This is a genomic window from Phyllobacterium myrsinacearum (genome assembly GCF_002980555.1).
In the GTDB taxonomy this organism is placed as follows: domain Bacteria; phylum Pseudomonadota; class Alphaproteobacteria; order Rhizobiales; family Rhizobiaceae; genus Phyllobacterium; species Phyllobacterium myrsinacearum.
In genome coordinates, this window is the sequence record NZ_PVBT01000001.1 from 1,391,178 (window position 1) to 1,416,421 (window position 25,244).

The 25,244-nt window shown below is 60.8% G+C and carries 23 protein-coding genes; 14 read left to right on the top strand and 9 right to left on the bottom strand.

The window, feature by feature from the left end; all coding sequences use genetic code 11:
• Positions 1 to 3: 3 nt before the first annotated feature.
• From C5750_RS06825 to C5750_RS06850, 6 genes are all read right to left on the bottom strand, one after another.
• On the bottom strand, positions 4 to 483 hold the full coding sequence (locus C5750_RS06825) for a GNAT family N-acetyltransferase (RefSeq protein ID WP_105733011.1): 480 nt from the start codon (positions 481 to 483) through the stop codon (positions 4 to 6).
• Positions 474 to 1,955 (bottom strand): Asp-tRNA(Asn)/Glu-tRNA(Gln) amidotransferase subunit GatA, encoded by a 1,482-nt coding sequence (gatA, locus tag C5750_RS06830; RefSeq protein WP_105733012.1) that lies wholly within the window; start codon positions 1,953 to 1,955, stop codon positions 474 to 476. Before gatA ends, C5750_RS06825 begins: the two co-directional genes overlap by 10 nt.
• A gap of 12 nt (positions 1,956 to 1,967) precedes the next feature.
• Positions 1,968 to 2,450, bottom strand: coding sequence for a GNAT family N-acetyltransferase (locus tag C5750_RS06835; protein WP_105733013.1), 483 nt, complete (start codon positions 2,448 to 2,450; stop codon positions 1,968 to 1,970).
• 8 nt (positions 2,451 to 2,458) lie between these two features.
• The gene (gene gatC / locus C5750_RS06840; protein ID WP_105733014.1) at positions 2,459 to 2,746 is read right to left on the bottom strand and encodes an Asp-tRNA(Asn)/Glu-tRNA(Gln) amidotransferase subunit GatC; all 288 of its coding nucleotides are present in this window, start codon (positions 2,744 to 2,746) and stop codon (positions 2,459 to 2,461) included.
• Between the two features lie 89 nt (positions 2,747 to 2,835).
• Entirely contained in the window at positions 2,836 to 4,443 is a 1,608-nt protein-coding gene (locus C5750_RS06845; protein WP_130502051.1) for a hypothetical protein, read from the bottom strand.
• Positions 4,444 to 4,512: 69 nt separating this feature from the next.
• Positions 4,513 to 5,217 (bottom strand): metal-dependent hydrolase, encoded by a 705-nt coding sequence (locus C5750_RS06850; protein WP_105733016.1) that lies wholly within the window; start codon positions 5,215 to 5,217, stop codon positions 4,513 to 4,515.
• A 129-nt stretch (positions 5,218 to 5,346) separates the two neighbouring features.
• Here C5750_RS06850 and ruvX point away from each other — a divergent pair, with 129 nt between their 5' ends.
• Positions 5,347 to 5,841 (top strand): Holliday junction resolvase RuvX, encoded by a 495-nt coding sequence (gene ruvX, locus C5750_RS06855; RefSeq protein WP_105733017.1) that lies wholly within the window; start codon positions 5,347 to 5,349, stop codon positions 5,839 to 5,841.
• On the opposite strand, the gene C5750_RS06860 is transcribed toward ruvX, so the two are convergent.
• Both C5750_RS06860 and C5750_RS06865 read right to left on the bottom strand, forming a co-directional pair.
• Entirely contained in the window at positions 5,811 to 6,158 is a 348-nt protein-coding gene (locus C5750_RS06860; RefSeq protein ID WP_105733018.1) for a DUF6105 family protein, read from the bottom strand. The genes ruvX and C5750_RS06860 overlap by 31 nt on opposite strands.
• Positions 6,159 to 6,449: 291 nt before the next feature.
• A complete protein-coding gene (locus C5750_RS06865; RefSeq protein WP_162800142.1) occupies positions 6,450 to 8,081 on the bottom strand; it encodes an acyl-CoA dehydrogenase family protein in 1,632 nt (543 codons plus the stop codon).
• A 280-nt stretch (positions 8,082 to 8,361) separates the two neighbouring features.
• Here C5750_RS06865 and C5750_RS06870 point away from each other — a divergent pair, with 280 nt between their 5' ends.
• The 7 genes from C5750_RS06870 (at position 8,362) to dprA (ending at position 15,022) form a co-directional block, all read left to right on the top strand.
• Positions 8,362 to 9,309: an ABC transporter substrate-binding protein gene (locus C5750_RS06870; RefSeq protein ID WP_162800141.1), complete on the top strand. Its 948-nt coding sequence runs from the start codon at positions 8,362 to 8,364 to the stop codon at positions 9,307 to 9,309.
• Positions 9,310 to 9,374: 65 nt separating this feature from the next.
• Positions 9,375 to 10,151: an ABC transporter permease gene (locus tag C5750_RS06875; protein ID WP_105733020.1), complete on the top strand. Its 777-nt coding sequence runs from the start codon at positions 9,375 to 9,377 to the stop codon at positions 10,149 to 10,151.
• Entirely contained in the window at positions 10,148 to 10,933 is a 786-nt protein-coding gene (locus C5750_RS06880) for an ABC transporter ATP-binding protein (protein ID WP_105733021.1), read from the top strand. The genes C5750_RS06875 and C5750_RS06880 overlap by 4 nt, the downstream gene beginning before the upstream one ends.
• Positions 10,934 to 11,018: 85 nt before the next feature.
• Positions 11,019 to 11,984, top strand: coding sequence for an aspartate carbamoyltransferase catalytic subunit (locus C5750_RS06885; protein WP_105733022.1), 966 nt, complete (start codon positions 11,019 to 11,021; stop codon positions 11,982 to 11,984).
• Positions 11,981 to 13,267 (top strand): dihydroorotase, encoded by a 1,287-nt coding sequence (locus tag C5750_RS06890; protein ID WP_105733023.1) that lies wholly within the window; start codon positions 11,981 to 11,983, stop codon positions 13,265 to 13,267. Before C5750_RS06885 ends, C5750_RS06890 begins: the two co-directional genes overlap by 4 nt.
• 22 nt (positions 13,268 to 13,289) lie before the next feature.
• Positions 13,290 to 13,898, top strand: a complete 609-nt coding sequence (gene plsY, locus C5750_RS06895) for a glycerol-3-phosphate 1-O-acyltransferase PlsY (RefSeq protein WP_105733024.1) — start codon at positions 13,290 to 13,292, stop codon at positions 13,896 to 13,898.
• Positions 13,895 to 15,022 carry a DNA-processing protein DprA gene (gene dprA, locus C5750_RS06900; protein ID WP_105733025.1) on the top strand — a complete coding sequence of 376 codons (1,128 nt, stop codon included), beginning with the start codon at positions 13,895 to 13,897 and terminating at the stop codon, positions 15,020 to 15,022. The genes plsY and dprA overlap by 4 nt, the downstream gene beginning before the upstream one ends.
• On the opposite strand, the gene C5750_RS06905 is transcribed toward dprA, so the two are convergent.
• Positions 14,996 to 15,196, bottom strand: a complete 201-nt coding sequence (locus C5750_RS06905) for a hypothetical protein (RefSeq protein WP_105733026.1) — start codon at positions 15,194 to 15,196, stop codon at positions 14,996 to 14,998. The two genes, dprA and C5750_RS06905, sit on opposite strands and share 27 nt — an antisense overlap.
• Positions 15,197 to 15,546: 350 nt before the next feature.
• Between C5750_RS06905 and topA the strand changes: the two genes are divergently transcribed.
• The 6 genes from topA to C5750_RS26335 form a co-directional block, all read left to right on the top strand.
• Positions 15,547 to 18,153, top strand: a complete 2,607-nt coding sequence (topA, locus tag C5750_RS06910) for a type I DNA topoisomerase (protein WP_105733027.1) — start codon at positions 15,547 to 15,549, stop codon at positions 18,151 to 18,153.
• 11 nt (positions 18,154 to 18,164) lie between these two features.
• A complete protein-coding gene (gene rnr / locus C5750_RS06915) occupies positions 18,165 to 20,489 on the top strand; it encodes a ribonuclease R (protein WP_162800140.1) in 2,325 nt (774 codons plus the stop codon).
• Positions 20,486 to 20,917 carry a DUF983 domain-containing protein gene (locus tag C5750_RS06920; protein WP_105733028.1) on the top strand — a complete coding sequence of 144 codons (432 nt, stop codon included), beginning with the start codon at positions 20,486 to 20,488 and terminating at the stop codon, positions 20,915 to 20,917. The genes rnr and C5750_RS06920 overlap by 4 nt, the downstream gene beginning before the upstream one ends.
• Positions 20,918 to 20,921: 4 nt before the next feature.
• Positions 20,922 to 21,656, top strand: a complete 735-nt coding sequence (locus tag C5750_RS06925; protein WP_105733166.1) for an NUDIX hydrolase — start codon at positions 20,922 to 20,924, stop codon at positions 21,654 to 21,656.
• A 3-nt stretch (positions 21,657 to 21,659) separates the two neighbouring features.
• Positions 21,660 to 22,838, top strand: a complete 1,179-nt coding sequence (locus C5750_RS06930) for an MFS transporter (RefSeq protein WP_105733029.1) — start codon at positions 21,660 to 21,662, stop codon at positions 22,836 to 22,838.
• Positions 22,839 to 23,097: 259 nt separating this feature from the next.
• A partial coding sequence (locus C5750_RS26335; RefSeq protein ID WP_146118182.1) for a S8 family serine peptidase occupies positions 23,098 to 25,244 on the top strand: 2,147 nt, incomplete at its 3' end.

Here is a 25,244-nt window from a genome sequence, read left to right on the forward strand (position 1 = left end):
TTCCTACGTCAGCTTCGCCAGCATTTTGACCTTCTCGATCTTGCGCTCGAGGCTCTCGGACCATTCGAGGCTCCGGTGCACGATTGCAAAGCCTTCGCGCTGGTACAGGCGTATGGCACCGGCATTGCGCGCATGGGATTCAAGCCGCGCGGTTGCATATCCCGCAGCGGCAATGTCGGCTTTCAGCGCCTTGAGCAGGAGCGAACCGATGCCCTGCCCCTGATACACGGGATCAACCCACATATCCGAGATGTAATCATCGTTCTTTTCGCGCGCACCCCAGCCGAGAATGACACCATCCGCCTCGGCCACGAGCACGCGGGCAAAGTGTTCCTCGGCAAAGGCTTGGTAGGCACGCTCGACATGGGCACGCATGCCGGGCAGCTCCGGCTCGAAGGAAAAGATATTCGAAGCCCAGGCCCGTGAGCCGACCGCGGCCAGGGCCGCGATGTCGGCTTGCGCGGCAGGCCTGATTACCACCATTTCGGCGCGTTGAACCGGCCCGCGGCCTGTTCGATGACATAGGCGGTCTGGAACAGGGTTTCCTCGTCAAACGGGCGTCCGATCAGCTGCAGGCCAAGCGGCAGGCCCCGGCTGTCCAGTCCGGCAGGCACGGCGATGCCGGGAAGCCCGGCCATGTTGACGGTCACCGTGAAAATATCGTTCAGGTACATTTTCACCGGATCGGAGGCGAGATCCTGATCGGCAATGCCGAAGGCAGCCGAAGGCGTCGCCGGTGTCAGGATCGCATCGACGCCGGCATGGAAGACGTCCTCGAAATCCTTCTTGATCAGGGTGCGGACCTTTTGCGCCTGCAGGTAATAGGCGTCGTAGTAGCCGGCTGACAGCACATAGGTGCCGATCATGATGCGGCGCTTGACCTCGTCGCCAAAACCGCTGGCGCGGGTTCTTTCATACATGTCGACAATGTCCTTGCCCGGCACGCGCAGGCCAAAACGCACGCCGTCATAGCGGGCAAGGTTCGACGAGGCTTCCGCCGGTGCCACGATATAATAGGCGGGCAGCGCGTATTTCGTGTGCGGCAGCGAGATATCGACGATGGATGCACCGGCATCTTTCAGCCAGGCAATGCCCTGCTGCCACAGCTTTTCGATCTCTTCCGGCATGCCCTCGACACGGTATTCCTTGGGAATGCCGATCTTGAGGCCGGTCAGCGGCTTGCCGATGATGGATTCGTAGTCGGGAATGGCGATATCGACCGATGTCGTATCCTTGGAATCGACGGAGGCCATGGATTTGAGCAGGATCGCCGCATCGCGCACGTCGCGGGCAATCGGACCCGCCTGATCCAGCGACGAGGCAAAGGCAACAATGCCCCAGCGCGAGCAGCGGCCATAGGTCGGCTTGATGCCGACAGTACCGGTGAAGGCGGCGGGCTGGCGGATGGAGCCGCCGGTATCGGTGGCTGTCGCACCGGCGCACAGGCGGGCGGCAACCGCCGCGGCCGAACCGCCGGACGAGCCGCCGGGCACCAGATCGGCATTGGAGCCGTTGGCGCGCCACGGGTTTTTCACCGGACCGTAATAGGAGCTTTCGTTGGAGGAGCCCATGGCGAACTCATCCATGTTGAGCTTGCCGAGCATGACGGCGCCATCGGCCCACAGGTTGGATGTGACGGTGGATTCGTAATGCGGCTTGAAGCCGTCGAGAATGTGCGAACAGGCCTGCGTGTGGACGCCTTCGGTACCGAACAGGTCCTTGATCCCAAGCGGAATGCCTTCCAGCGCACCGGCCTTGCCTGCAGCCAGACGGGCATCGGATGCCTTGGCCATGTCAAGCGCCTTGTCAGGCGTGACGGCGATGTAGGCATTGAGGGCCCCGTTCGCAGTCTCGATTGCCTTGAGATAGGCACTGGTCAGCTCGGTGGCGGTGATCGCCCTGGCTTTCAGCTGGTCGCGCGCCTCGGCAATGGTGAGAGCGGTCAGATCGGTCATATCAAGTCCTGTTTATTGGGCTGGCGCGAGGGCGAGCCGCTTTTCGTAAAATGCACTGTGTTCCGAATCCGGATAATCGAGGAGTACGCCGCAGCGGGTGAAGCCGGAACGCTCATACAGCCGCCATGCCGCATCAAATCCGGGGCCAACGCCCGTCTCCAGCACAAGCCGGGATATGCCCTTGTCGCGGGCGAGCCCGGTTATGGCCGCAAGCAGGATCGAACCGACACGTTTGCCGCGCACGGACGGCAGGGTGAACATGCGCTTGATCTCGCCGGTTTCAGCATCATGCCGCTTCAGCGCGCCGCAGCCGACCGCCTGTCCGGTTTCGTCGCGGGCGATGAAAACCGTGGTGTCGTCACCCGCCATCTCCTCCACCGTCATCTTGAACTGGAATTCGACCGGCGACAGCGGCAGAAGATGCGCATTCAGCGCATCGACCAGAGCGCGGACATCATCCTGCAGGGGCGTTTCGATGGCGACGGTGACCGGCATGGCTGCGCCTACTCCACCACTTTCGGAACGACGAAGAAATTCTCCTCGGTGACCGGCGCATTGGCAACGATATCGGCCGCCTTGCCGCCGTCATTGACGACATCCCGGCGCTTCTTCATCGCCATGGGCGTGACCGACGTCATGGGCTCCACGCCATCCACATTCACTTCGTTCAATTGTTCGACGAAACCGAGGATGGCATTCAGCTCGCCGGTCATGCGGGTCGCATCGTCCTCACTCACGGCAATACGGGCAAGACGCGCGACGCGTTTGACGGTGGAAATATCGACAGACATTGGGATTCCCGAAATTCAAATCTTGATCAAGCAGCTATAGTGTCCGTTGCGGGCAAGCGCAACGGACAAGTCGGCGCGGCAGGCGCCGATTACTGCGCCTTGTCCGTCTGCGCATCCGGATTGTCTTCTTCATCCTCGGGCGCAGGCACATCCATGGTGTCGTCGCTGCCCGGCTCGACAACGGGGTCCGGGCCCTTCACAGGATTGCCGTTGATGGCAACGGAACCGTCGGCCTTCTGGTCAACGACCCACCGGACCCGTCCGCCGTCCACTTCCGTGCCGAAATCCTTCGCCAGCTTGACGAAGGTGATGTAGTTCTTGATCTCGGCATCGGTTTCCGCCGCCTTGTTCAGGCGTTCCACGACCTTGTCGAAACCGGCCATCTCCCACGTGGTGTGGCTGGCGGGCTTCAACCCCGTAAAGGTCATCTCGCCTTCGACCGTCAGCTCCGCATCGGCGGTGCGCACCAGGCTCTTCGAAATCACGAGCTTGGGCGGCGCAACCAGGAATTGTGCTGCGGTTGCAGCTTCAAACTCCTCAGAGAGAACCTTTTCGCGGTTCAGGTCCATATCGTCGATGGCGCCCTTGACGACCGTATCGAGATCGACACCGGCCGTCCCGATCACCAGTTCCACATCGGTCGGAAGGAACGGCACACCCCATTCAGGGATCGGCAGGGCCGGATATTTCAGGCCGTTGGTGCGCATGGCGTAGTGATAGGCGCCATCCTTGCTGATGCCGTCGAGGTTGGTTTCCTGCGAAATGTTCTGAGCGGCGAAATTGCCCAGCGGCGTTTCAACGGCAAAGTCCTTGAAATGATACTCGCCCTTGAGCTTGTCCCAAAGCGGCAGCGCGGCCTTCAGCTTCTGCTTCAGTTCATCCTGTCCGGCCTTGTTCAGCTTCTTCTCGTCCACATGGGCGATGACGAACGCCCACAAATCCATCAGCTCCCGGTTGCGCAAGCCCTTGCCCTCGGCAACGCTGCCGAGTTCGCTGCTGCGCAGTGTCACCTTTACCGGTTCACCGGCGGCCGGCGTTTCGGTCTTGGGCGTTTCAGTCTTGGCCGCTTCGCCCTCATCCGAGGCTGCGTCGAGATTGGGGAGCTTGGTGACGATCGTTTCGTTGAAGTTGGCGAAGGATTGCGTCATGTTGAGATCGACACCGCCCGAAGCGGCGGCTGTGGCAAGCATCTGCCCCTTTGCCGCGCTGGCACTGGCATCAATATCCTGTTCGGCCGACTTCAGCGACAGCTTGAACGCATCATAGGCGAAGGTCGAGGTCGAGAACGTGCCGATCTTCGGGTCGAACAATCCGGTCCAGCTGCCGTCATCGACCGACCACTGGAACGACTCAGGCCCCTTCGGCCCGCTCACTTCGAACGCAGCCGAGGGCATGTTGCCCGATGTCACGTTCCACGTGCCGTCGGCCAGCGGCTTGGTCAGAATGCTATACTCACCCAGGCTACCCTTCAGCAGGTCCTGCTTCGGCATGGCCTTGAGGAAAGCATCGGTGCTGAAGGTGATGCGGTAGCCGTCGGCCTCTGGCGCTACCTTGAGAATGCCGTTCTTGAGCGCGGTCTTGCCGACATATTTCGACAGGGTATTGGCAAGTTCATCGGCGCCCTTGGCGTCGATCGTCTGGGCGAAAGCCGGTGCCGACAGCGCCATGACGCAGGAAATCAGGAATAGTTTACGCACAATACCTCCAATAGCTCAGTCCATCGTCGTGGTGACGACCAAATTCACAACGGCTTTAGCAACCCAAACTCAAACCGTAAACTGATCATTTGTCCCGGCGACAAAGACCTGCGTCTTGCTGCCTTCCATGCCAGCGACAAATTTGTCGGCGGTCTGGTCGATGATCGGGAACGAGCCGTAATGGCACGGAATTGCCCTGGCGAATTTGAAATAGCGCTGCGTTGCCAATGCGGCGACGGCACCGCCCATGGTGAAGCGGTCACCGATCGGCACGATGCCGATCTCCGGCTGGTGCAGTTCGTTGACCAGCGCCATGTCGGAGAAGATGTCCGTGTCGCCCATGTGATAGAGCGTCGGCTCATTGTCGAAATGCAGGACGACGCCATTGGCCGAACCCAGCGAATGCGACACGCCATCCTCGGTGATCTGTGCCGATGAATGCAGTGCGTTGACATAGGTCACGGTGAAGCCATTGTGCGACACGGTCCCGCCGGTATTGGTTGGATCGACCCGTGCGACACCGCGATTGTTGAGCCAGGTCACCAGATCGGCGTTGCCGATCACCACCGCGCCGGTATCCTTGGCGATGGCGGCGGTATCGCCGACATGGTCGCCATGACCGTGCGTCAGGATGATGTGGGTGGCGCCGCGCGCCGCTTCCTTCGGATCGACACCGCGCGCGCCCGGATTGCCGTTGAGGAAAGGATCAATCAGAATCGTGCTCTGGGCGATTTCAATGCGAAAGGCCGAATGGCCAAGCCAGGTAATCTTCATGGGGTTTTCCCTTCCATTGTCAGTCTTTGCTCGCCACAACCGTCTATTGCAGCTATGTGACATTCATTCGAATTACAACGTCGAATTACAACGGCCTTTCGCCGGCCAATTCAAGTGCAGGAAACACCCTTGACGGTTCTGACCATTGAACAGCTCGAAGATCATGTCGCCGACGGCCAGACCGTCGCGGGGCTCGATCTCGGCACGAAAACCATCGGCATCGCCATTTCGGACCGGGGTTTTTCCTTTGCCAATCCGCGCCCTGTGCTCAAGCGCAGCAAGTTCACCCACGATGCGCAGGATCTGCTGAAGGCGCTGAAAAGCGACAATGTCGGCGCCATCGTCATCGGCCTGCCGGTCAATATGGACGGCAGCGAAGGCCCGCGCGTGCAGGCCACCCGCGCCTTTGTCCGCAACATGGAAAAGCTGACCGACCTGCCCTTCGTCTACTGGGACGAGCGCCTGTCGACGGTTGCGGCAGAGCGCGCGCTGATCGGCATGGATGTATCACGGCAAAAACGCGCCGAGCGGATCGATTCCGCTGCGGCGGCATTCATCCTGCAAGGCGCATTGGACCGGTTGCAGAGCCTGCGTCAAAACGCCGACGGCAATTCCTTCGAATAGGCCAGCGCCGTATTGGCCGATGCCGCGGCGGCGGCACGGTTTGCCCGCCACACCTTGCCCCAGGCGATGATCTGCTTGCGGCGGCGGAAGGCAATCAGGCAGAAAACCAGCCCCGTATCGACGATGCAGGCACGGGCGACCAGCGGCGGAATGCTGTCCGGCGCGATCCCCAGAATATTGCCGTAAATGGTGAAGACCAGATCGTGCATTTCACGGCTGAAGAAGTACATCCCCATGCTCAGATCGTAGTACGACAGAAAATACCAACCCCACAGAAAGCTTAACGGGCCTGCCCAGAATATCAGGAAGCTGCGCATTCATTTCTCCTAGCGGGGAAGACGGTGGCGGGTTGTGTAACCCCGTGAAATCACGAGGTATTTTCGAATCACATTGATATCTGCTAAGAGTTTAGGCGCAACGTAAACCGTTTGTTAAGGTTAATTTAAAAAAATTTTATTAAAATTGAAGGTATTAGCCGGGGCGGTTTTTGGCCCTGCGAGAGGGCCGATCAACGGCCGATGCACGTATTTGACAAAAGTGGTGTCCGCGCTGCTGAAACGCAGCGGGCACTGTGCGTGGTTCGACCGCCACGCCGGCGGAAACGGTCCTCAGTTGGCCGGGGGATAGAGCGAGTTGACGATGCTCTTGGCGTTGTGACGGGCATCGAGCATGCCGTAGGTCGTGCGCCACTGCCCGCCAAGGCGGGTTTCAATGAAGGCATCGGCAATATCTTCCGAATGCAGGTGCCGCAGTTCCGCACCCGCTGCGGCCAGCGCCAGCTGTTCGGTCAGGATGCGCGCAGCGCCCTCGTCGTTTTCCGCCACGCGCATGGCCGCGCGCAGCACCTCGACCGTACCCTGCCCGCCGCGTCCGAGCTGTGCGCCGATCCAGTTCAACACCTCGTCGAACAGCTGCGGCCCGCGCTTGAGCACGCGCAGCACATCCAGCGCCATGACATTGCCGGAACCTTCCCAGATGGCATTGACCGGGGCTTCTCGGTAATGGCGGGCCAGATTGCCCTCCTCGATGTAACCATTGCCACCAAGGCATTCCATCGCCTCGTACAACAGGGCCGGAGCGATCTTGGCGACCCAGTATTTAACCACCGGGGTCATCACCCGGGCAAAGGCCGCCTCGCCGCGATTCTGCGCCGCATTGTCGAAGGCACGCGCCAGCCGGAAGGTCAGTGCCGTCGCGCCAGCCACGTCGAGCGCCATGTCGGCCATGACCCGCAGCATCAGCGGCTTGTCGATCAGCGGCCCGTCAAACACGACGCGATGGCGCGCATGATGCACCGCCTCGGCAAGACCGGCGCGCATCATTCCGGCCGACGCGATGGCGCAGTCCAGCCGTGTCAGCGTCACCATGTCGATGATGGTTTTGACGCCGTCTCCAGGACCGCCAACCATCTGGCCCAGCGCATTGTCGAATTCGACCTCGGACGAGGCATTGGAGCGGTTGCCGAGCTTGTCCTTCAGCCGCTGGAAACGGAAACCGTTGGATGATCCGTCCGGCAGGATGCGCGGCACGAGGAAGCAGGACAAGCCTTCCCGCGCCTGCGCCAGCACCAGAAACGCATCGGACATCGGTGCCGACATGAACCATTTGTGGCCGGTAATCCGGTAAAAACCGCTGCCGGCGGGTTCGGCGCGCGTCGTATTGGTGCGCACATCCGTGCCGCCCTGCTTCTCCGTCATGCCCATGCCGAGCGTCAGGCTTGCCTTCTTGGCCGGGGATTTGTTGCTGGAATCATATTTGCGCGGCAGGACCAGCGGCGACCATTCGCGGTACAGGCTTGGCGAGGACATCAATGCCGCCAGCGACGCGCTGGTCATGGTAATCGGGCAGAGATGCCCGCATTCCAGCTGCGCTGCCGTATAGAAGCGCGCCGTGCGTGCCTGGTGGCGCAGGCCGTTTTCCGTCGGGCCGTCTTCCCAGATGGATGAATGCAGGCCCTGCGCCACGGAACGGCGCATCAGCGCATGATAGGCCGGATGGTAATCCACGACATCGACGCGAAAGCCCTGGCGGTCATGGGTGCGCAGCTTCGGCGTTTCCGTGTTGGCGAGCCGCGCCAGATCCTGCGCATCACCGGACAGGACAAACCGGCCGCTTTGTTCCAGCTCCGTCCGGGTCGCCTGCGGAAACCGCTTGGTGATCTGCATCAGCAACGGATCGCCGAGATAGGCGTTGAGGCCGATCATGGAGGGTGTCTGGTTGAGAACGTCGTGGGTTTTCAAGAAAATGTCCTGATCCAATATGAGCTGTCTTTACGGCATGGCCCGTTTCATCCGAACACGTCAGCGCCGCAATCATGAGTCGCGCATTTATGGAATGAAGGTTCTGACAAGCGGTTAACCGATCCACCTTCTTCTAGCTTAATGGCCGCGCCGATGCAAAATGTCTCAGGCAGCTTTTTCTGTATCCGGGCGCAAGCTTATGTCTAGACAAAAGAAATCCTGCCCGCCTATCATGCCTGTATATTCATCGTGCCAAAAAAATGAACAAAGGGGTCATCACATGAAAATCAAATGGTATCTCGGCGCCGCATGCGCAGCGCTTCTGGCCTCCGCCGCCCCGTCACAGGCGGACACGGCGGTTTCCGTCGGCATTTCCGGCTGGACCGGCTTTGCCCCGCTGACGCTGGCCAAGGAAGCCGGCATCTTCAAGAAGAACGGTCTCGACGTCACGCTGACCAAGATTCCGCAGGCAAGCCGCCATCTGGCGCTGGCATCGGGCGACGTGCAGTGCGCCGCGACCACGGTGGAAACCTGGATCTCCTGGAACGCCAATGGCGTCGCCACCAAGCAGATTTTCCAGATGGACAAGTCGTTCGGCGCCGACGGCATGGTCGTGCGCAGCGACGTCGCCAAGATTGCCGACCTCAAGGGCAAGGCCATCGCCGCCTCTGCGCCCGGTACATCGCCCTATTTCGTCCTGGCATGGATGCTGAAGCACAACGGCCTGTCGCTGAAAGACGTGAAGGTCGTCAATCTCGAGCCGGGACCGGCGGCCCAGGCCTTCGTTGCCGGCCAGAACGATGCGGCAATGACCTATGAGCCCTATCTCTCCACCGTGCGCGCCGCCCCGGACAAGGGCAAGATCATCGCCACCACGCTGGATTATCCCGTCGTGATGGACACGTTCGGCTGCACCAATGCATTCCTCGACAAGAACCCGGAAGCGGCCAAAGCCTTCGCCAAGAGCTATTTCGACGCGCTGGAACTCATCGCCGCCGACAAGGACAAGGCCTACGGCATCATGGGCGCCGACGTGAAGCAGTCGGCGGAGGTGTTCGGCAATTCCGCCCAGTATCTGCGCTGGCAGGACAAGGCCGCCAACCAGGCCTTCTTCGAGAAGGATTTTGCCAAATTCTCCGATGAAGCCGCCGACCTCCTGCTTGAAATCGGCATCATCAAGAAGAAGCCGGACATCAGCACCATCGTCGACACCAGCTTCATCAAGTAATCCGCCTTTATTCAGGGGAACGCGGGCAGCACCGCGTTTTCCCTTCTCTTTGTATCGGGACAGTCATGGTTCAACCTCTCCAGCCGATCGGGGCGTCGTCACGCATCCTGCTTGGCGTTCTCTTCTTTATCCTGTTCATAGCGGCCTGGTCCGCAGCCACCTTCGGCGGCTTCGTATCGAGCACATTCCTCGCCGATCCCCTGACCATGCTGCATGACGGCTGGTTCCTGTTGTCCCAGCAGAATTTTCTCCATGATATCGGCATGACCATCTGGCGGGTTGTCGGCGGTTTTGTCATCGCTGCCGTCATTGCCGTTCCCCTCGGCATTGCCATGGGCGCCTACAAGCCGATCGAGGCCATGCTGGAGCCGTTCGTCTCCTTTGCCCGCTATCTCCCCGCTTCGGCCTTCATTCCGCTCCTGATCCTGTGGGCCGGTATCGGCGAGATGCAAAAGCTGCTGGTGATCTTTATCGGCGCGGTGTTCCAGATCATCCTGATGGTGGCCGTGGCCGTCGCCAATACGCGCCGCGATCTGGTGGAAGCCGCCTATACGCTCGGCGCCAATGACAGCGGCATCGTCAAGCGCGTGCTCATTCCCGCCAATGCGCCGGATATCGCCGAAACGCTGAGGCTGGTGCTGGGCTGGGCCTGGACCTATGTCATCGTCGCCGAAATGATCGGCGCATCCTCCGGCATCGGTTACATGATCATCAACAGCCAGGCGCTGCTCGCCACCGGGCAGATCATTTTCGGCATCATCGTCATCGGCATCATCGGCCTGATTTCCGACTTCCTGTTCAAATCGGTCAATCGCTGGCTTTTCGCCTGGAGGCTCGCATGAGCACGCTCGTCATCAAAGGCGTCAGCCGCATTTTTCCGGGCGTGCACGGCGGCAAGCCGACCGAGGCGCTGCAGCCAACCGACCTCACCGTTGCCCATAACGACTTCGTTTCGATCCTCGGTCCGTCCGGCTGCGGCAAGTCCACGCTCCTGCGCATCGTCGCCGGGCTCGACCGGCCGACCAGCGGCACCGTGACGCTTGACGGACAGGCGGTGACAGGCCCAGGCGCGGATCGCGGCGTGGTGTTCCAGTCCTATACACTGTTTCCGTGGCTGACCATCGAGCAGAATATCGGTTTTGGCCTGCGCGAACGCGGCATCGGCGAGAAGGAAAGGCGCGAGATCGTCGCTTCCTATATCGACAAGGTGGGCCTGCGCGGTTTCGAGAACCACTGGCCGAAACAGCTGTCGGGCGGCATGCAGCAGCGCACGGCGATTGCCCGGGCGCTCGCCAACAATCCCAAAATCCTGCTGCTCGACGAACCCTTCGGCGCGCTCGACAACCAGACGCGCGGGCTGATGCAGGAGCTTCTGCTCGGCATCTGGGAGCACGAGCAGAAAACCGTCATCTTCGTCACCCACGATATCGAGGAAGCAATCTTCATGGCGTCGCGGGTGGTGACCATGTCGGCGCGGCCGGGCCGGATCAAATCCATCATGCCCGTGCCGCTCGGCCATCCCCGGCATTATACGGTGAAGGCCAGCCCCGAGTTCACCGGCATGCGGCTGAAGCTGACGGAGGAAATCCGCAGCGAGGCCATTCTGGCGGCCGAGGCGCATTGAGCGGGATTTTTTAGGGGGAACAGGGCAGGATATGCTGCCAAACGCTTGCGGGGCGGCGGCATCGAGCCTATAGGGGGGACTTGATATGACATCAAAAACGCTCCCCCTCCTGTTTCCCCACCGCCATTTGCTTGGCATCAAGAACCTTTCCCCCGAGGACATCAATATTCTTCTCGACCTTGCCGACAGCGAGATCGCGGTTTCGCGCCAGTCGGAGAAGAAAAAGAGTGTCCTGCGGGGGCGCACGCAGATCAACCTGTTCTTCGAGGCGTCGACCCGGACACAGTCATCCTTCGAGCTGGCCGGAAAACGGCTTGGCGCCGACGTGATGAACATGTCGGTCGGCAACTCCTCGGTGAAAAAGGGCGAAACGCTGATCGATACCGCCATGACGCTGAATGCGATGCGCCCGGATATCCTGATCATCCGGCACGGCTCCGCCGGTGCCGCCGCGCTGCTGGCGCAGAAGGTGGGCTGCTCGGTGGTCAATGCCGGCGACGGGGCGCACGAACACCCCACGCAGGCCCTGCTCGATGCGCTGACGATCCGGCGCGCCAAGGGCAAGGTTGCGCGGCTGATCGTGGCGATCTGCGGCGACGTGCTGCATTCGCGCGTGGCCCGTTCCAACATTCTCCTGCTCAATGCCCTCGGGGCACGGGTGCGGGTGATCGCCCCGTCCACGCTCCTGCCCGCCGGGATCAGCCAGATGGGCGTCGAGGTCTTCAACTCGATGGAAGAAGGCCTGAAGGACGCCGACGTGGTGATGATGCTGCGCCTGCAGCGTGAGCGCATGGCGGGCGCCTTCGTGCCGTCGGTGCGCGAATATTTCCACTATCACGGGCTTGATCGCGAAAAGCTCAGGCATGCCAAGCCCGACGCGCTGGTCATGCACCCCGGCCCGATGAACCGCGGCGTCGAAATCGCCTCGGATGTGGCCGACGGCTCGCAGAGCGTCATTCAGGAACAGGTTGAAATGGGCGTTGCCGTGCGCATGGCGGTGATGGAAGCGCTGCTTGACCCGCGCCGCAACGCGGAAGGAGTAGCGGGATGAGCACGACCGTTCTGCACAATGCCCGGATCGTCGATCCATCCCGCGGTCTCGACGAGACCGGAACGATTATCGTCAAGGACGGCATCATCGCTGCCAGCGGTGCCGATGCCCGCAACCAGGGTACGCCAGAAGGCGCGACGGTTGTCGACTGCACGGGAAAAACCGTGCTGCCGGGCCTCGTCGATGCCCGCGTCTTCATCGGCGAGCCTGGCGCCGAACACCGCGAAACCATCGCCTCGGCCAGCCATGCGGCTGCGGCCGGCGGCGTGACCTCCATCATCATGATGCCGGATACCGATCCGGTGATCGACAATGTGGCGCTGGTCGAGTTCGTCCGGCGCACGGCGCGCGACACGGCCGTGGTCAATGTCTATCCGGCGGCAGCGGTCACCAAGGGTCTGCAGGGCGAGGAAATGACCGAGATCGGCCTGCTGCGCGCGGCAGGCGCCGTGGCGATCACGGAAGGGCGCCATTCCATCGCCGACACGCAGCTCTTACGCCGCGCCCTCACCTATGCCAGGGATTTCGGCGTTGTCCTGGCGCATGAGACGCAGGACCCCTATCTCGGCATATCGGGCGTGATGAATGAAGGCCTCTATGCCAGCTGGCTCGGCCTTTCCGGCACGCCGCGCGAAGCGGAAGTCATTCCGCTTGAACGCGACCTGCGCCTTGCCGCGCTGACCAAGGGCACCTATCACGCGGCGCAAATCTCGACGGCCATGTCCGCCGAGGTGGTGGCGCGGGCCAAGCAGAACGGCGTCAATGCCACCGCCGCCGTCTCCATCAATCATCTTTCGCTCAACGAGAATGACATCGGCGAATTCCGCACCTTCTTCCGCCTGCAGCCGCCGCTGCGGCTTGAGGAAGACCGGCTGGCCATGGTGGAAGCGCTGCGCAACGGCACCATCGACATCATCGTCTCGTCGCACGATCCGCAGGACGTCGACACCAAGCGCCTGCCCTTCGCCGATGCGGCGGCCGGAGCCATCGGCCTGGAAACCCTGCTCGGCGCTGCCCTGCGGCTCTACCACAATGGCGACGTGCCGCTGATGCGGGTCGTCGAAGCGCTTTCCAGCGGCCCCGCCAAAATTTTCGGCCTCGACGCGGGCACGCTCAAGCCGGGCGCGCGGGCGGATATGACCATAGTCGATCTTGACGAGCCATGGATTGTGAAGGAAGAACAGCTGCGGTCGCGCTCCAAGAACAGCTGCTTTGAAAGCGCCCGTTTCCAGGGCCGTGTTCTGCAGACATTTGTGGCAGGCAAGTCGGTTTTCACGATCTGAAAATAGAACCGGGGAAAAGAGCATGTCGGATTTCATCAATGGGCAGGCAGGATATCTTTTCGCCGCACTGGTTCTGGGCTACCTGCTCGGCTCCATTCCGTTCGGGCTGATCCTGACACGGCTGGCGGGCCTCGGCGACGTGCGCAACATCGGCTCCGGCAATATCGGCGCCACCAACGTGCTGCGCACCGGCAGCAAGAAGCTGGCCGCGGCAACGCTGCTGCTCGACATGTTCAAGGGAACCGCTGCCGTGCTCATCGCCGGCGCCATCAGTCCGCAGGCCGCCATTGTCGCCGGTCTCGGCGCCTTCCTCGGGCATATTTTTCCGGTCTGGCTCCAATTCAAGGGCGGCAAGGGCGTTGCCACCTATCTCGGCGTCCTGCTTGGCCTTGTCTGGCAGGTGGCCCTGATCTTCGCCGCCATCTGGCTGATCATTGCCTACACCACCCGCTATTCCTCCCTATCGGCGCTGATTGCGGCGGTTGCCACCCCGGTCATTCTTTATGTCATGGGCTACCACGCCATCGCCCTGCTCTTCCTCGTCCTGACCGTCATCGTCTTCATCAAGCATCGCGCCAATATCGAGCGCCTTCTTGCCGGAACCGAAGGCAAGATCGGGTCCAAGGGGTGACGGAGGACCAGAAAGGCATCCGCCTTTCTGACAGCCAGCGACTGAGCTGGCTCCGGCTGATCCGCAGTGAAAATGTCGGCCCGGTCACCTTCCGCCACCTGATCGCCCGCTACGGCTCGGCATCGGCTGCCTTGGAGATGCTGCCCGAACTCGTGCGCCGCGGCGGCGGCCGCCGTCCCATCCGGATTGCCAGCCTCGATGAGGCCCGGCGCGAAATGGCCATGGCCGCACGCATGGGGGCGGTCTTCACCGGCATCGGTGAACCCGACTATCCCCGCTATCTGCGCCACGCCGATAATCCGCCCCCGCTCGTGGCGATCAAGGGCGACCCGGCAGTGTTCCGTCTTCCGGCAGTCGCCATCGTCGGCGCGCGCAATGCCTCGCTGATCGGGATCAAGCTGACGCGCATCATGGCGCGGGAGTTGGGACAGGCGGGTTATGCCGTCATTTCCGGGCTTGCCCGCGGCATTGACAAGGCGGCACATGAGGCAAGCCTCGACAGCGGCACCGTTGCCGTCATGGCCGGCGGCCTCGACAAGCCCTATCCGCCCGACAATCTCGACCTCTTCGCCGCCATCCCCGCAAGCGGCGGCGCCGTCATCAGCGAAATGCCGTTCGGCTGGGAGCCGCGCGCCCGGGATTTTCCACGCCGCAACAGGATCATCGCGGCGCTTTCCCTCGGCCTGCTGGTGGTCGAGGCAGCCGAGCGCTCCGGCTCGCTGATCAGCGCGCGCTTTGCCGGGGAACTCGGCCGCCTGGTTTTCGCCGTCCCCGGTTCGCCGCTCGATCCGCGCGCCAAGGGCACCAATGCTCTTTTGAAGACCGGCGCCATCCTCGTCACCGAAACGGCTGATATCCTCGCGGCCATCGGGCCGCTCCTCGACCGGCCTCCCCCTGACGATACGGCGTTTTTCGCACCGGACTCCGCATTTCCGCCGATTCCGCCGCCCAATGAGACAGACCGCGACCGGGTCATCACCCTTTTGGGTCCAACCCCGGCCGATATCGATGAACTGATCAGGATGAGCGGAATTCATCCGGCGGCCATATCGCTTATTCTGCTCGAATTGGATCTGGCCGGCCGGCTGCAGCGTCACTCAGGTGGAAGTGTTTCGCTTCTTTAGAGGAGAGACAGTGTTTGTCTCTTTTGCAAGAAGATCATTGCTCTCGATATAGGCAATCTCGATGAGATAGGCCAGCATGTCCAGGTCATTCAACTTGGCCATGCTCCGCAATTCTCCCAGCATTTGCTGAATATATCTTATGTTTTCTGTTCGACTGAACTTGTTCTCACCCATGACTTCGTCCTTAAATACGCATTTATACAGAAATAAATAAAGTTATATTATACAGGTCTTTAATCCGGTGGATTTCACAGTTTGCCAGTCCGAACCTCCACAAAAACAATCAAATAGTGATTCGCTTTCTTAAAAAAGGCAGGACTCGCTGCCTTTCTCAATAAAGCACTTGAGACGTATGGATAATATCATTAATTGCAATATTTCAAATAGCAACTTTAAGTTGCATTTAACGATTTTTCACGCACAGGCCTTGACGTTCCGACCAAGCCTGTTCATTTCACAGACCTGTTTCGAAGTGAAAACTGTGCTTTTGTAATGTGACAAGAGCAGGAAAGCCCAAGTCAATAATGAACGTTGTCGTCGTCGAATCGCCCGCCAAGGCTAAAACAATCAACAAATATCTGGGTTCAGGCTATACGGTTCTGGCCTCGTTCGGCCATGTCCGTGATCTGCCTGCCAAGGATGGGTCCGTTCGCCCGGACGAAGATTTTGCCATGTCGTGGGAAGTCGACGGGGCATCGGCCAAACGTCTCGGCGACATCGTCAAGGCCCTGAAGGACAGTGACGGCCTCATTCTGGCAACCGATCCGGATCGCGAGGGTGAAGCAATCTCCTGGCACGTCCTGGAAGTGTTGCGGCAGAAGAAGGCCATCGGCACCAAGCCGGTCAAGCGCGTGGTGTTCAATGCGATCACCAAGGGCGCGGTGCTCGACGCCATGGCCAATCCGCGCGACATCGACATGCCGCTGGTGGATGCCTATCTCGCCCGGCGTGCGCTCGACTATCTCTTCGGCTTCACCCTGTCGCCGGTGCTCTGGCGCAAACTGCCCGGCGCCCGCTCGGCCGGCCGCGTGCAATCGGTCGCCCTGCGGCTGGTCGCCGACCGCGAAGCGGAAATCGAACGCTTTGTGCGCGAGGAATACTGGAACATTGCCGCGCTCTTGAAGACGCCGCGCAATGACGGCTTCGAAGCCCGGCTGATCTCCGTCGAGGGCAAGAAGCTCGCCAAGCTCGATATCAAGAACGCCGAACAGGCCGGTGCGCTGCGCACCATGCTGGAGGGCGCGAGCTTCAAGGCGGCATCCGTCGAAGCCAAGCCGACCAAGCGCAACCCCGGACCGCCCTTCACCACCTCCACCCTGCAGCAGGCGGCATCCGGCCAGCTCGGCTTCTCGGCTTCGCGCACCATGCAGATCGCCCAGCGCCTGTATGAAGGCATGGACCTTGGCGGCGAAACCGCCGGTCTGATCACCTATATGCGTACGGACGGCGTGCAGATGGCGCCCGAAGCGGTTCAGGCCGCGCGCCAGACCATCGGCAAGGTGTTCGGCGAAAAATATGTGCCGGAGAAGCCGCGCTTCTATTCGACCAAGGCGAAAAACGCCCAGGAAGCGCACGAGGCCATCCGCCCGACCGATTTCAACCGCCACCCGAAGGATGTGCGCCAGTTCCTCGATGCCGACCAGGCGCGGCTCTATGAGCTGATCTGGAAGCGCGCCATCGCCAGCCAGATGCAGTCGGCCGATATCGAACGCACTGTCGTGGACATTGACGCACAGAACGGCTCCAGTTTCGCGCAGCTGCGCGCCAATGGTTCCGTGGTGAAGTTCGACGGCTTCCTCGGTGCCTATGTGGATCACCGCGAGGAAGAGGATGTCGATGAGGACGGCGCCCGCCTGCCCGAAATCCGTGCCGGCGAGGCCCTCGCCCGCGAAAAGATCAACGCGACGCAGCACTCGACCGAACCGCCGCCGCGCTATTCCGAAGCCACGCTGATCAAGCGCATGGAAGAGCTCGGCATCGGCCGCCCCTCGACCTATGCGGCGACCCTCGCCACCCTGCGCGACCGCGAATACATCACCATCGAAAAGCGCAAGCTCATTCCCGAAGCCAAGGGCCGTCTGGTCATTGCCTTCCTCGAGAGCTTTTTCCAGCGCTACGTGGAATATGATTTCACCGCCGATCTTGAGGAAAAGCTCGACGAGATTTCCGACGGCAAATTGCGCTGGAAGGATGTCCTGCGCGATTTCTGGACCGATTTCTTCGGTTCGGTCGACGGCATCAAGGAACTGCGCGTCACCAATGTTCTCGATGCGCTGAACGACCAGCTTGGCCCGCTCGTCTTCCCGCCGCGCGAAGATGGCAGCGATCCGCGTATCTGCCAGGTCTGCGGAACCGGCAATCTCTCGCTGAAGCTCGGCAAGTACGGCGCGTTCGTCGGCTGCTCGAACTATCCGGAATGCAAGTTCACCCGCCAGCTCGGCGGCAGTGAAGGCTCCGGTGAAAACGGCAATGGCGACGAGCCGAAACTGCTCGGCAAGGATCCCTATACGGACGAAGACGTCAGCGTGCGCAACGGCCGCTACGGCCCCTATGTGCAGCGCGGCGACGGCAAGGAAGCCAAGCGCGCCAGCCTGCCGAAGGGCTGGACCATCGACGCCATGGACCATGAAAAGGCGCTGGCGCTGTTGTCCCTGCCACGGGATGTGGGCCAGCATCCTGAATCCGCCAAGATGATCTCAGCCGGTATCGGCCGTTACGGTCCCTACCTCTCGCATGACGGCACCTATGCCAATCTGGAAAGCGCGGAGGACGTGTTCTCCATCGGCCTCAACCGCGCTGTCACCGTGCTGGCGGAAAAACTGGCCAAGGGCCCGGGCCGCGGACGCGGCACACCGGCGGCGCTGAAAGAGCTGGGCGAGCACCCCGATGGCGGGCCGATCACCGTGCGTGACGGCAAATATGGTCCCTATGTCAATTGGGGCAAGGTCAACGCGACCCTGCCGAAGGGCAAGGACCCGGTAACCGTCACGGTTGAGGAAGCCCTGCTCCTGATCACCGAGAAGGCCGGGGCCAAGGGCACCAAGAAAGCCCCTGCCCGCAAGCCAGCGGCGAAAAAGCCCGCCGCCAAGAAACCAGCCGCCAAAAAGGCGGCAGCGAAAAAAGCAAGTTAAGGACCCAAGAATTGGCACGCCGTATCTCTCCACCCAAAGGAAAAAAGCGGCCTGCCAGTTCCGCAGACAGCGGTCGCGAGCCCTATCTGCCGGGCCGCGAGGAAATTCTCCAGTTCATCAAGGAGAATCCGGACCGTGCCGGCAAGCGCGATATCGCCAAAGCCTTCAACCTCAAGGGCGATGCCCGCATCGGCTTGAAAGACATTCTGCGCGATCTGGCCGATGACGGCCTCGTGGAAAAGCGGGCGAAGCGCCTTGCCGTTCCCGGCAGCCTGCCGAGCGTTGCCGTGCTCGATATCACCGGACGCGACGGTGATGGCGGCCTGATAGCCAAGCCGGCCGAATGGCCCGCCGATCACGAGGACCGGCCGCCCACGGTTTTCATCCGCGCTTCGCGCAACCAGAAGGGCCCGACGCCCGGCGTTGGCGACCGCGTTCTCGCCCGCATTTTTCAGGGCGCCGACCCGAGCGGTCCGGCCTATACGGCCCGCGTCATCAAGCGCATCGAACACCGCAAGGATGCGGTGCTCGGCGTTTTGCGCCATCTCGACAATGGCGAATGGCGGATCGAGCCGGTGGAGCGGCGGCAGGCCGAGCTTTCCGTCGATCCCGCCCAGCTGAACAATGCCAAGGCGAACGACCTCGTTGAAGTCGAAGTGAGCAAGATCGGCCGCTACGGGCTGGCGCTTGCCCGGATCAGCCAGATCATCGGCTCCGTCGCCAGCGAGCGGGCGCTGTCGATGATCGCCATCCACGAGCATGAAATCCCGCACGTGTTTCCCGACAGCGTCATTGCCGAAGCGGAAAAGGCCAAGCCCGCCACCATGGCGCACCGGGAAGACTGGCGGCAGGTGCCGCTTGTCACCATCGATCCCGCCGACGCCAAGGATCATGACGACGCCGTTTACGCCGAAGCGGACACGGACGAAAAGAATCCCGGCGGCTTCATCGCCACCGTCGCCATCGCCGACGTCGCCGCCTACATCACGCCGGGTTCGGCGCTGGACCGGGAAGCATTGAAGCGCGGCAATTCGGTCTATTTTCCCGACCGCGTCGTTCCCATGCTGCCCGAGCGCATTTCCAACGACCTGTGTTCGCTGAAGGAACTGGTCGACCGCCCCGCCCTTGCCGTGCGCATGATTTTCGGCGCGGACGGGCGCAAGATTTCGCACACATTCCACCGCATCATGATGCGCTCGCATGCGCGCCTGTCCTATCCGCAGGCACAGGCGGCCATTGACGGCGCGACCGATGAGAAGACGGCGCCCATTCTCGACAGCATCCTGAAGCCGCTCTGGGCGGCCTATGCCGTGCTCAAGCGCGGGCGCGATTCGCGCGAACCGCTGGAACTCGATCTGCCGGAGAAGAAAATCCTGCTGACGCCGGAAGGCAAGGTCGACAAGGTGGTGATTCCGCCGCGGCTCGATGCGCACAAGCTCATCGAAGAATTCATGATCCAGGCCAATGTCGCCGCCGCCGAAACACTGGAGCGCAAGCGCCAGCCGCTGATCTTCCGCATTCATGATGCGCCCTCGCTGGCCAAGCAGGAAGTTTTGCGCGAGTTTCTGCGCACGCTGGATATTTCGCTGGCGCGCGGCGCCGAACTGCGTCCGAACCAGTTCAACCACATTCTCAAGCGCGTCGAAGGCAGCGAACAACAGGAGCTGGTCAACCAGGTCGTCCTGCGCTCGCAGTCGCAGGCGGAATACAACCCGGAGAATATTGGCCATTTCGGCCTCAACCTGCAGAAATATGCGCATTTCACCTCGCCGATCCGCCGCTATGCCGATTTGATCGTGCACCGGGCGCTGATCGCAGCGCTGGCGCTTGGACCCGATGGCATCACCCACAAGGAAGAGGAAGACCTGCCGGAGATCGCCGCGCTGATTTCCACCTCGGAACGGCGCGCCATGGCGGCCGAACGCGACACGGTCGACCGGCTGATCGCCCATCACCTCGCCGGACAGGTCGGCAGCAGTTTCCAGGGGCGGATTTCCGGCGTGACCAAGGCCGGGCTGTTCGTTGCCCTTGCGACATATGGTGCCGATGGCTTTATTCCCATTTCAACCCTCGGCGATGATTACTATCTTTATGACGAAACCAACCATGCCCTGTCGGGCGAAAGAAGCGGCAAGGGTTTTCGGCTGGGCGATATCGTTGATGTGCGCCTGATCGAGGCCCTGCCGGTGGCGGGTGCACTGCGGTTCGAAATGCTGACCGAACCGCATGCCGTTCCAAGCGGCGTGCGCTCGCATCACAAGGCCAAGCGCTTTGCGCGCGGAAGTCAGAAGCGTCCGGGCGGGTTCTCCCGCGGCGGGCGAAGAGGTAAGGGATGACGGAACAGATTTTTGGTGCGGATACGGCCCCGGCAAGACCCGTCCGCCCGGTCGGTCAGGCCATGTGGCGCGGCTTTCGCAGCCGCTGCCCGCATTGCGGCGAAGGCAAACTGTTCCGCGCCTTCGTCAAATCGGTCGACCGCTGCGCGGTCTGCGGCGAGGACTATACCCACCAGCAAGCCGATGATTTTCCTGCTTATATAACCATCACAATTGTAGGCCATATTGTGCTGGGCGGATTCCTCGCGGTGGAAACGCTCGTCCTGCTTTCAAGCTGGGTGCATCTGGCAATCTGGGCACCCCTCACGGTTGCCATGTCCATCGCCCTGCTCCAACCGATAAAGGGCGCGATCATTGGATTGCAATGGGCCAATTACATGCATGGTTTCGGCGGCGAAACCGATGAGCTGGAACCGCCGGAACGGTGATACGATGCCATTGAGCGACCTCGACAAATCCGCGCCTGCCAAAGCCGCCGCCCATGCCCGCCTGCGGCCGCGCGATGCCGCATCGCTGCTGCTCGTTGACCGCACCGGCAAGGAACTGCGCATCCTCATGGGCCGGCGCCACATGCGCCATGTCTTCATGCCGGGGAAATTCGTGTTTCCGGGCGGGCGCACCGAACGCGCCGATGGCCGCATTGCCGCCTTTGGCGAGCTGACGCCCTCCGACGAAAACAATCTTTTGAAGGGCATGGGCACGCGCCCCAGCGCCCAGCGCTGCCGCGCCCTCGCCCTTTCCGCCATTCGCGAAACCTATGAAGAAGCCGGGCTGTTCCTCGGCCGGCGCGCACCCGCCGCCATCGGCCATCCCGACTGGGCGGCCTTTGACCAGCGCGGCATCCTGCCCGACCTTTCGGCCATGCGCTATTTCGCCCGCGCCACCACGCCCCCCGGCGGCTCGCGCCGCTTCGACACGCGCTTCTTCATGGCCTTCCGCGAGGCGGTGGCCGACAGCCTGCCGGAAGGCACCGGACCGTCGCTCGAACTCGAGGAACTGTGCTGGCTGCCCTTCCATGACGCCCTGAAGCTCGATATTCCGACGATCACCCGCGCCATCATCCAGGAGGCGCAGCTGGTCCTCGGCGCCAATCCCGAGCTGTCGCCCGGCCACAGCGTTGTTCAATACCGCATGAAATACGGGCGTTTCGTCCGAGAGGTCTTCTAGCTCATGGATGCAATGCAGAAGACGTCCGACCAGATCGTGGTCCGGTCATCCTGGCGCGCCCTCGTTGCGGCCATCGCAACGATCAGCGCCGTCGGTGTCGCCATCGGCCTCGGCATTCCGCTTCTGAGCGTCATCCTGGAGAATCGCGGCCATTCCGCCACGATGATCGGCCTCAATGCGGCGGTTGCCGGCATTGCCTCCATCGTTGCCGCGCCCTTCGCCGCCTCCATCGCCGCCCGGCTCGGCGTGGTGCCGACCCTGCTGCTGATGCTTTTGATCGGCGCCTGCTCCTTCTTCGGCTTCTATGTCTTCAGCGATTTCTGGGTGTGGGTGGTGCTGCGCGTCTTCCTGCATTTCGCCCTGACCATGCTGTTCATCCTGTCGGAATACTGGATCAACACCGCCGCGCCGCCAGAAAAGCGCGGGCTGGTGCTCGGCGTCTATGCCACGGTGCTGTCCATGGGCTTTGCGCTGGGGCCCTGGCTGTTTTCGCGCATCGGCAGCACCGGCATCACGCCGTTCGCCGTCGGCTTCGGCATCATCATCTTCGCCATGCTGCCCGTTCTCCTTGCCTGGAAGGAAAGCCCCGATTTTCACGAGGAAGAACATGTGCCCTTCGCGCCCTTCATCTGGGCGGTGCCGACGGCAACGGCCGCCGTCTTCGTGTTCGGCGCGGTGGAAACCGGCGGCTTCGCGCTGTTTCCGGTCTATGGCTCGCGCATCGGCTACAGCGAGGCCGATGCCGCCCTGCTGCTGACCACGATCGGCCTCGGCAATGTGCTGATGCAGATCCCGATCGGCCTGCTCAGCGACCATGTGCGCGACCGCCGCAAGATCCTGCTCACCTGCGCGCTGGTCGGGCTTGCCGGCATGTGCATCCTGCCCTTCATCACCGCCAACTGGTATCTGGTGGCGGGCCTGTTCTTCATCTGGGGCGGCGTGGTGGCCGGGCTCTACACGGTGGGCCTTGCGCATCTCGGCTCGCAGCTCACGGGGCGCGAACTCGCCTCGGCCAATGCGGCATTCGTGTTCTGCTATGCCGTCGGCATGCTGGTCGGCCCGCAGGCACTCGGGCTTGGCATGGATGCGATGGGCCCCGGCGGATTTGCCGTGTCATTGGCGGTATTCTTCGCCGGTTACGCGCTTCTGGTCGGTTCCCGGCTGATACGGCGCAGGAATTAGCGGACACATTGTTCTCGCTGTAGAGAATCATCCACAGATACATAGAAAAGTAGAGCCCACTCACCGTTTCTAGTTACAAGAGAAAAACGGGCGGAACTTCGTAATACTTTAGTCTAAGTTACTGGAAAAATTTGCGGTTGAAATCGCTTCTCTAGAATTTGCACTTGACTATTACACATCATTGCAACTCTATTTGTCTCCATATTGCCTGTTTACATTCCTGCATTTCAAACGACATATATATTGGGAACCGTATTTCATGTTTTTTCATGCCACAGGTGCGGCTTTTTCCGCGCGTTCTGATTGTCTGTCCAAATTCCGCAACCATCTGATGAGCAGCGTCTGCGCCGCGCTGATCATCGCCGCTTCCGGCTCCGGCGCCCATGCGCAGGATGTGCCGGGCAAGTATTTCAATGCGGATGGTTCAAAGACGGATGATCTGGAGAAGGCGGCGGCGACGTGGCGGAACGATCCAGAATTCAGAAGAAATTTTGGCGTCGGCGCGATGAAAACAGAATACGCTTATGCCAGAGGTTTGAGTGGTGCCCATATAAAACTTGGAGTGTTTGATAACGGAACGTGGAGAGGGCACTCGGAGTTCGCCGATCCCGGCAAACTAGAAACCATCACCACGACGGGCACACGGGCCTATACGGATCCTTATGTGTTGGCTGCCAAACAATCTGGAAACAAAGGAGACCCATTCGTATTGGATGGAGGGGATTCAATCCCTTGGGCATCCCGAAGTATATATCATGGCACAGGGGTCGCAGGCATTGTCGGAGCTCTTCGCAATGGAAAAGGCATGCATGGTATTGCATTTAACTCTAGCATCGTTGCCGCAAGCAACGGCGACCCAGGACCAGAGGACGGCATCGTTGAAGGCAACGACGAGAACATATACCGCGCTGGGTTTGATGCTCTCATTAATGCAGGCGTGCGAGGTATCGTCAACAGTTGGGGTATCGGTTATGATGAAAAAACAAATGGAATTAACCTGCCGCCACCTTTATACCGCGTCGGTACCAAACCCTACAAATTGAGCGATGGTATTGCTCAATATTATTCCAATCCTACACATGGGACTTATGCCGCCGCCGAAAAAGTAGCACGGGCTGGCATTGTGCAAGTTTTTGCGGCAGGAAATGATTACGGTTCCGAACCGGAAAGCATTCCGGGCCTTCCCTATTTCAGGCCGGATATTGAAGCTAACTGGATCACCGTAGTAGCGCTGACATCCCAAAGATCGCCTGCAAATTATACCAACTTTTGTGGTTATACGAAATGGTATTGCGTTTCTGCTCCTGGTCATCTGACAAACACGTCTTCATTCAACGGAGGCGGTGACAAAAAAATAGAAACTTATGAAGATTTTACCGGCACGTCTGCAGCCGCTCCGCACGTACTTGGAGCATTGGGATTGGTATTCGAACGCTTTCACTACCTTACAAATGCACAGGCACGCGATGTATTACTGACAACGTCTAATCATCTTGGAACGGGTGATGCAAACACACCTGATAAGCTTTATGGCTGGGGACTCATTGACCTGCAGAAAGCCATGAACGGCCCCGGTCAGTTCATGGGCCGGTTTGACGCCAATCTGGGTGCTGGTGTGCGGGACACCTGGAGCAACGACATCTCGCAGGTGGCGCTGGACCAGCGCAAGCGGGAAGAAGCGGAGGAAGTGGCGGCGTGGGCTGCGCGCAAGAAGGCGCAGGGCTGGGAGAGCGGTATTGGCGAGAAGCAGCGCTCGGAGCTGGCGAAGATAATCGAGCCAAAATTTTCCTCGGACAAGCTCACAACCGCTGAGGGCCTGTTGGCTAATCTCTTCAAAGCCGTGGCTGCTAACGCTACCACTAAAGTTAATCTGGATGTAGCATTCGCAAACAGCAAAATCAAAGCAGATCCGCTCGCCAAAGTCCTGCTTGCAGACTTCACAAAAGCCTATCCGAAAGCAGTCACAACCTACGGAACAGATCCCAGCCTCGATTATGCGGCCTATAAGACCAACCGCAAGGACGATCCGCTTGCAGTGTTGAAACAGTCAATGCTGGCGGAACTGATGATGCCACTGGAAACAGAATACCAGTTCACCGAAACCCGCACGGCTTATCTCTCCGGCAAGCTTGCCGACGTGAAATCCTATGATGCGGGCCTGACGAAATCCGGTGCGGGTTCGTTGTGGCTGACGGGCAAAAACAGCTATCGCGGCGATACGGTGATCAATGGCGGCGAACTCGGCATCGGGCTGGGCGGTTCGATCATTTCGGCATCGGTCATCAATGATACCGGGCTTCTGACCGTCGATGGCACGGCAGCGGCGGTGACGGCCAATGCCGGCGGGCGATTGAAGATCAATACGACGGGGGTGACCGGCGATCTCACCTTGAATGGCGGCTTTGC